Here is a 6,647-nt window from a genome sequence, read left to right on the forward strand (position 1 = left end):
GTGCAGCCATGGTCACTGGTCCTCTCATGAGTCCCATCTGACCCGCTGTCAACTCCTTCCGCATCTCGGGGGAAGCTCAAATGACCACTTCCATCGTGTCCGTGCCGCCCACTGCTGTCCATGACAATCACGAAGTCGTCCTGGGCGTTGACACCCACAAGGACATGCACGTTGCTGCCGTGACCACCACTGTTGGTCTGGTGCTGGACAGCGCGGGGTTCCCCGCGACCGCTGTGGGCTACCGGCAGCTACTGGCCTGGGCCCGGGAACACGGCGAGGTGCGCCGAGCCGGGGTGGAAGGCACCGGATCCTACGGAGCCGCGCTCGCCCGGTTCCTGCGGACAAAGAACGTTGACGTCATCGAGGTCAACCGTCCCGATCGCGCCATGCGCCGTCGCCATGGCAAGAACGACACGGTAGACGCTGAGGCGGCTGCCCAGGCCGTGGTCAGTCGACGGGCCACCGCGGTCCCCAAGGACGGTGACGGGCCGGTGGAAGACATGCGTCTGTACAAGCTGGCCAAGGACTCGGCGGTCAAGGCCCGCACCCAGGCAACCAACCAGCTCAAGGCAATTCTCGTCAACGCCGACCCGGCACTTCGCGAGGCACTTGCAGGACTCGGCACCCTCGCCCTGATCACAGCCTGCTCCCAGCTGGAGGAGGCGAAATGGCCCGGCTCAGCCGCGGCGGTCTACACCCTGCGCACGCTCGCACGCCGAATCCACGCCCTCGCCGCCGAGATACGCGACCTCACGAACCAGCTCGTCACCAAGGTCAAAACAGTCGCTCCCGCCCTGCTGGATCAGTACGGAGTCGGGCCGGACAGCGCTGCCACGTTGCTCATCGCGGCAGGAGACAACCCCGGCCGGCTCACGAGCGAGGGTGCCTTCGCAGCCCTGTGCGGGGTGAGCCCAGTGGAGAGGTCTTCGGGACGAACGCACCGCCACCGCCTCAACCGAGGTGGAGACAGGCAGGCCAACGCCGCCCTGTGGAGGATCGTGCTGACCCGATTGCGAGACGAGCCGCGCAGCCGCTCCTACCTTCAGCGACGCACCACAGAAGGCCGTAGCCGACGAGACGTCGTCCGCTGCCTCAAGCGGTATGTGGCCCGAGACCTCTTCGGCATCATCCGATTTGCGATGTCCCCACCCACCGCTCCCACCGCTTGACACAACATAGGGGCTTCTTTGAGCGTGAGGTCGGCTTGCTGCGGCGACCGGTGCGAGGGCGGTCGTGGCTGCCTGGTTCAGCCCGTCCTGAACCGTGCGGTCAGACTGCGGGTGCCGGTCGCGGCCAGGGCAGCCGCCAGGAGGGCGATGATGCCCGTCTGCACGGTGAAGGCGGCGATGAGAGAGCCAGGAGTGTTCTGGGCCCAGGACGCGAGGACCAGGATCCGCCGTACGAGGACGGCGAGGCCGAGCGTGGCCAGTGCGAGGGGCAGTGCGGGGTCTGCCACGTGTTTCGGTGACCGGCGCCGGGCGACCAGCCAGACAACGGCCGCGGCAATGAATGCCGAACCTTCGCCCCATCCCGCGTCTGCAATCCGCGGCCACAAAACCACGGTCGACGCGCCCACGAGGACGCAGGTGCCCATGAGGGCCGGCCCGGTTGACACCAGCGGGAGCCTGGCAGGCGGGGCATCGCAGTGGAAGCCACAGCACAGGGCAAGGACGGTCAGCGAGGAGAACAGCGCAGTCGCAAGCGAGAGGGCGACCGCCGCGGTGCCCCATCCGGCGTCCATGTCACGCATGGCTGACGCCAGGTCGGGAAGGGCCGCGAGGACGGCGGATACGAAGGCGGTGCGCCTGTGGTCGCGCAGCAGCGCCACGTAGGCCACCGTCCAGGCCAGCGGGAGCAGCCACAACGCCGCCTCGTACGACCCCGGCAGAGCGCCGTGGTCGGTGAAGCCGCCCCGGAACAGCTCTTGGTCCGGCGCGGGGGCGCCTTCGAACCAGGCGAGGAGGAGCGCCCGTTCGGTCAGTGCGGAGGCCGCATGCAGCAACACGCTCAGCAGCGCGAAGAGGCGCACCGTCGCGCCGAGCGTGGCGTAGCGGGTCGGGGCGCCGGAGGCGCCCATCCGGGTGCGGAGGGCGAGGGCGGCGATACTGGCCATCTCGCCCCAGGCGGGGCGCATCTCGTCCTGGTCCTGCTCGTCGATCCCGTGCAGGTAGGTCTCCACCATCTCCTCCTCCCCCTCCATGCGGTAGTAGGAGGGCAGCAGGCGCAGGACGGTGCGGTAGCGCTGTTCGAGCACGGTCGTCATGCGGTGCCTCCGGCGATTCCCGGGTGACGCACCGATCGGCCGGCGGCAGCCGGCCCGGCGGTCGTGGGGCGGTGGGCGGCCATCCGCTGCGTCGCAGCGCGTGCCCCGGCCGCCATCCGCTCCGCCTCGGCGGACAGAGCCGCCCCACCGGCGTCGGTGAGGCGGTAGTACCTGCGCAGCCGGCCCTGCTGCGCCTCCTCGCGGTCCAGCTCGATGAGCCCATCGGCCGCCAGACGGTCCAGCACGCCGTACAACGTGCCGATCCGCAGCTGCACATACCCCTCGGACAGCTCGTCCACCACCTGCACGATCCCGTAACCATGCCGCGGTTCGTCGACCAGTGCGGTGAGGACGAAGAACGCAGCTTGCGTCATACCTCTGGAAGCCATGCTCGCACTATATCCTGCCTTCCGATATATAGGGGGCGCAAGGGTGTCGCCCTCACCCCGCCATGCCCAGCGAGCTCGGCAACCAGGCGTCGGACCTCACTTCCGCATCATCGGGTGGCGCTTGCAACAGCAACCCCACGTTGCATCGGGGCGCTGCTGGCGGCCCACTAGGGTCTGTCCGGTGAGTCGAGCCGGGATCATGCCCGACCCGCTGCGAGCCACCGATTCAGCCAGTGGTGATCAGCTACCAACTGTGACCGCTGGGCGTCTGAGACGTCCAATTCGAAGGCCCTCAGAGCGCGGTTTGTGGACCAGGACCGGATCAACAGCACCGTGACCGGGTCGAGTTCCCTTTCGGCGCGCCAGCGTACGTGGGCTTCCTCCCCAAGGACGCACCCAGAGGCGAAGAACTCGTTGATAAGGCGCTCGATGCGGGGGTCCGGCTCGTTCATGGCGGTCTTCTTTCGCCGTCCTGCCAGACTCCGCCGACTCGATTCCGATCCGTAGGGCCGGACGGCCTTCCCCTGCGGGCCATACGGCGCCTCGGATGAGACGCCAGGCTCAGCATGCCGCACGCATCGCAGCCAGGCACGGCTCGGCCAGGGGGCGACCGTGCAGCCAAGATCGCAGAGACGCCCCGGCCACTCTGTTGAACCACCGGATGCGCGTTTGCTTCATACGAGCGACGTAAAAGGTTAAAATCATGCCATAGGTAACCGCTCCCTGGACAGGGCAGAGTCGAAGGGAGCCTACGAGCGGCGGAACCGTGATGGGGACCATGGTTCCGCCGCTCTGGTCTGGGCCGCCCCAACGCCGTAACGAAGTAGGACCCCACCTCTGTGATGCCGCGAAAGGCACCTTGCCAGTGCCGAGATGGTCACTCAGGTGGGTGCTACGTAGCAGGCGTTGTGGTGGCTGCTCGCCCACACGGTGGGGGTTCGCTGCGCCCAGGGAGCGGCCTGTTCCAGCTGTCCGGCGAGACGGAAGAGGACGTCCTCGCGTCCGAATCCCGCGGCAAACTGGATGCCGATCGGGAGTCCGGTGGCGAGGTCGGTCTCCAGGGGGACGGACATGGCGGGGGTGCCCGCGACATTGAACGCGGCGGTGAAGGGCGAGCGGTGGAGGAGTTGCTTGAGCCAGCCGAGACCGTCGGCGCCCTCGGCACTCCCGGCGTACGTGCCCAAGGGGACGGGCAGTTCGGGCAGGGTCGGGGTGAGCAGCACGTCGTGGTCGGTGAAGTACTGGCCGATCGCGCGCGCGACGCTGTTGCGCATCGCGAGCGCGTGGACGAACTCGGCCCCGCTGACCTGTTGTCCGTAGGCGTAACTGGCCAGCATCTCGGGTTCGACAGTGGTGGAGTCGACGGGTCGTTCGAAAGCCGCGGCGAAGCCGTCGATCCACGTCACCAGATTGGTGCTCCAGAGGCGGGCATTGGCCAGGATGAATTCCTCCCAGCTGACTGCGAGGTCGACCTGGACTTCTTCCACCCGGTGCCCCAGAGACTCGACGAGTCGTGCGGAGCGGAGTGTGGCATCGACGACGGTGCCATCGACTGCCCGACCGCCCCAGGGCCGCGTAAGGAGGCCGATCCGCAGGCTCCCCGGGGAGCGAGTGATCTCCTGTGCGTAGGGCCGCTCCGGCCGCGGGGCGAAATAGGGGTCGCCGACCTCGGGGCCCTGGACGAGGTCCAGCAGCGCGGCGCTGTCGCGTACCGAGCGGCTGAGCACGCCGTGGACGGCGAGCCCGTTGAAGACCTCGTCCGCGTCGGGGCCCATGGAGATCCGACCGCGGGTTGGCTTCAGCCCGAACAGACCGTTGCTGGCCGCGGGAACACGGATGGAGCCCGCTGCATCGGTGGCGTGCGCGATCGGGACGATGCCTGCGGCGACGGCGGCTCCCGAGCCGCCGCTGGAGCCGCCAGGGCTACGGGTCGGGTCCCAGGGGTTACGGGTGGCGCCGTACAGGACGCCTTCCGTGGTGGTGCTGTATGCGAACTCCGGAGTTGCCGTGCGTCCGAGCGTCACCAGCCCTGCGCGACGGAAGCGTGCCATGAGCGATGAGTCGGCCCCGGCGACGTTTCCGGTGGCGATACGGCTGCCCAGCTCCACCCGCTTGCCGGCCATCGCGACGGCAAGGTCCTTGATCAGGAAGGGCACCCCCGCCAGTGGCGTACTGCCCGGAGCCGGCGTGTCCTGTGCGGGCCAGGTCTCGACGACGGCGTTGATCTGTGGATTCACCACGTCGGACGCCAGCTGGGCGGTCGAGGCGAGCTCGGCGGGAGTCACTTGGCCGCGAGCCACCAGGTCTGCCAGGCCGACGCCGTCGTAGCTCACGTACTCGGAGAGCTTCATTTTCGTCCGTTCAGGAGCATCGATATCGGTTGGCGATACCGATCGGTACCTCATGAGACCGATCGGTATCGTGTGGGACTGAGCGGTACCGTAGCATTGCGGCCAGGGCGGTGGACCGCCCCACGGGACCGATGAGGGGCCGTATGGCGAACATGGACAGAGCCAGCAGGCAGAGCAGGGTGGCCAAGTTGCCGCCCCGGGAGCGGATCCTCGACGCGGCGGAGCACCTCTTCTCGCGTGAGGGGATCAAGGCGGTGGGTGTCCAGGCGATCGCCAGCCGGGCCGAGACCACCAAGATGGCGCTGTACCGCCATTTCGCGACCAAGGACGCGCTGGTCGAGGAATGGCTGCGCATCGTCGCAGCCGACTACACCGCTGTGTTCGACCAGTTGGAGACCGCACACCCCGACGAGCCCCGGGCGCAGATCCTGGGGATGGCCCGGTTCATCGCCGACGGACTTCCCGAGATTTCCCACCGGGGGTGTCCGTTCATCAACACCATCGCGGAACTGCCCGACCGCACCCACCCGGCGCGGCGGCTGATCGAAGCCCATAAGGCCGGCCAGGTGCGCCGACTCACTGACCTGTGCGCCCGAGCCGGGCTGCCCTATCCGGACGAGGCGGCCGCGGAGATCACCTTCGCCCTTGAAGGAGCCCAGGTAAGCGCCCAGAACGGAAGCATCGAGCACGCGGGTGAGCGGCTCATGAGGATCGTCGAGGCTGTCGTAAGCCCGAAGGCCGCCCCGTGAAGGGTCACGCCACGGAGTGAGGACTTTTCATCCTGATTTCGCTGGTGGGATGGGGTGGCCTGGGTCCGGGCGGGTGTGATCGGGCTGGTCGGCGGTCGCGATCGCCGCTGTTGATCGTCTGCTGGGTCGGGTAGACCGTCTCGAGCTGTTGGCGGCTGCGGCGGTGAAGCGGTCGCCTGCCGGCGAGGCTGACGCTGAGCCCGGCCACTTCACCGAGCCGGCCTTCGCGTTCGGCTTCGGCGATCCGGGCGATGAGGTTGACCCAGATCTCTTCGAGGCGGGGCCGCTCGTGCGGGTCGACGTGGAGCATCGAGCATCGGACGCCGTCGTCCTGTGAAACACCCGCTACCTCGGGGCACAGCAGCTCTACATCGGGATCGGCCGCCAGCGGCGTGTCCGGGACGGCCACCTGCCCGGCAGCCCCCTGGATCGCGATCGCCTCGGGCGTACGCCCGGTAGTCGCCGCCAGCTCCCAGATGTAGTCGGCCGTTTGACCACAGGCAGTGACGTGAGCCGTGATGCTACGGCTGCGTCCGGCGGCAGGTCCTGGACGGCTCGCCAGATATGGGACCTCCTCCATAGGGAAGCCCGCTCTACCGTCTGTCCCGGTGTCCCGGTCGGTCGCCCAGCGGCAGAACGGGGCACCGACGTTTTCCGGCGCATGCGCGGCCACCAGCTCAGCGCCGATGGGCGAACTCGCTGTGGACGCCGCCGCGTAAGGATCAGTTGGCCAGGCGGAGTTCGCCCGGCTCGTACTGGAGCTGAAATGTCTGAGCGTGATCCCCGTCCATCCAGTACAGGGTCATGGTCGACAGCTGAGCTTCCCCCGAGATGCGGAAGGAGTTGACAGCGGGTCAGATGGGACTCATGAGAGGACCAGTGACCATGGCTGCAC

The 6,647-nt window shown here is 68.1% G+C and carries 7 protein-coding genes; 2 read left to right on the top strand and 5 right to left on the bottom strand.

The window, feature by feature from the left end; translation table 11 throughout:
- The first annotated feature begins 80 nt into the window (after positions 1-80).
- Entirely contained in the window at positions 81-1,169 is a 1,089-nt protein-coding gene (locus tag ACO1BR_RS43560; RefSeq protein ID WP_426800663.1) for an IS110 family transposase, read from the top strand.
- 77 nt (positions 1,170-1,246) lie between these two features.
- On the opposite strand, the gene ACO1BR_RS43565 is transcribed toward ACO1BR_RS43560, so the two are convergent.
- The 4 genes from ACO1BR_RS43565 to ACO1BR_RS43580 all read right to left on the bottom strand — a co-directional run bounded on the left by ACO1BR_RS43565 (position 1,247) and on the right by ACO1BR_RS43580 (position 5,003).
- On the bottom strand, positions 1,247-2,263 hold the full coding sequence (locus ACO1BR_RS43565) for a hypothetical protein (protein WP_426800664.1): 1,017 nt from the start codon (positions 2,261-2,263) through the stop codon (positions 1,247-1,249).
- A complete protein-coding gene (locus tag ACO1BR_RS43570; protein ID WP_426800668.1) occupies positions 2,260-2,637 on the bottom strand; it encodes a PadR family transcriptional regulator in 378 nt (125 codons plus the stop codon). The genes ACO1BR_RS43565 and ACO1BR_RS43570 overlap by 4 nt, the downstream gene beginning before the upstream one ends.
- A gap of 212 nt (positions 2,638-2,849) precedes the next feature.
- Positions 2,850-3,104, bottom strand: a complete 255-nt coding sequence (locus ACO1BR_RS43575) for a hypothetical protein (RefSeq protein ID WP_426800665.1) — start codon at positions 3,102-3,104, stop codon at positions 2,850-2,852.
- A 429-nt stretch (positions 3,105-3,533) separates the two neighbouring features.
- The gene (locus ACO1BR_RS43580; RefSeq protein ID WP_426800666.1) at positions 3,534-5,003 is read right to left on the bottom strand and encodes an amidase; all 1,470 of its coding nucleotides are present in this window, start codon (positions 5,001-5,003) and stop codon (positions 3,534-3,536) included.
- Between the two features lie 152 nt (positions 5,004-5,155).
- Here ACO1BR_RS43580 and ACO1BR_RS43585 point away from each other — a divergent pair, with 152 nt between their 5' ends.
- Positions 5,156-5,752 carry a TetR/AcrR family transcriptional regulator gene (locus ACO1BR_RS43585; RefSeq protein ID WP_426800669.1) on the top strand — a complete coding sequence of 199 codons (597 nt, stop codon included), beginning with the start codon at positions 5,156-5,158 and terminating at the stop codon, positions 5,750-5,752.
- Positions 5,753-5,756: 4 nt separating this feature from the next.
- On the opposite strand, the gene ACO1BR_RS43590 is transcribed toward ACO1BR_RS43585, so the two are convergent.
- Positions 5,757-6,161 (bottom strand): hypothetical protein, encoded by a 405-nt coding sequence (locus tag ACO1BR_RS43590; RefSeq protein WP_426800667.1) that lies wholly within the window; start codon positions 6,159-6,161, stop codon positions 5,757-5,759.
- Between the last annotated feature and the right edge of the window lie 486 nt (positions 6,162-6,647).

Origin of the sequence: Streptomyces sp. YGL11-2 (assembly GCF_050054615.1) — a bacterium.
Taxonomy (GTDB): domain Bacteria; phylum Actinomycetota; class Actinomycetes; order Streptomycetales; family Streptomycetaceae; genus Streptomyces.

Coding starts and splice junctions, on each gene's coding strand:
- ACO1BR_RS43560 (WP_426800663.1), top strand. CDS start 81: ATGACCACTTCCATCGTGTCCGTGCCGCCCACTGCTGTCCATGACAAT.
- ACO1BR_RS43565 (WP_426800664.1), bottom strand. CDS start 2,263: ATGACGACCGTGCTCGAACAGCGCTACCGCACCGTCCTGCGCCTGCTG.
- ACO1BR_RS43570 (WP_426800668.1), bottom strand. CDS start 2,637: ATGACGCAAGCTGCGTTCTTCGTCCTCACCGCACTGGTCGACGAACCG.
- ACO1BR_RS43575 (WP_426800665.1), bottom strand. CDS start 3,104: ATGAACGAGCCGGACCCCCGCATCGAGCGCCTTATCAACGAGTTCTTC.
- ACO1BR_RS43580 (WP_426800666.1), bottom strand. CDS start 5,003: ATGAAGCTCTCCGAGTACGTGAGCTACGACGGCGTCGGCCTGGCAGAC.
- ACO1BR_RS43585 (WP_426800669.1), top strand. CDS start 5,156: ATGGACAGAGCCAGCAGGCAGAGCAGGGTGGCCAAGTTGCCGCCCCGG.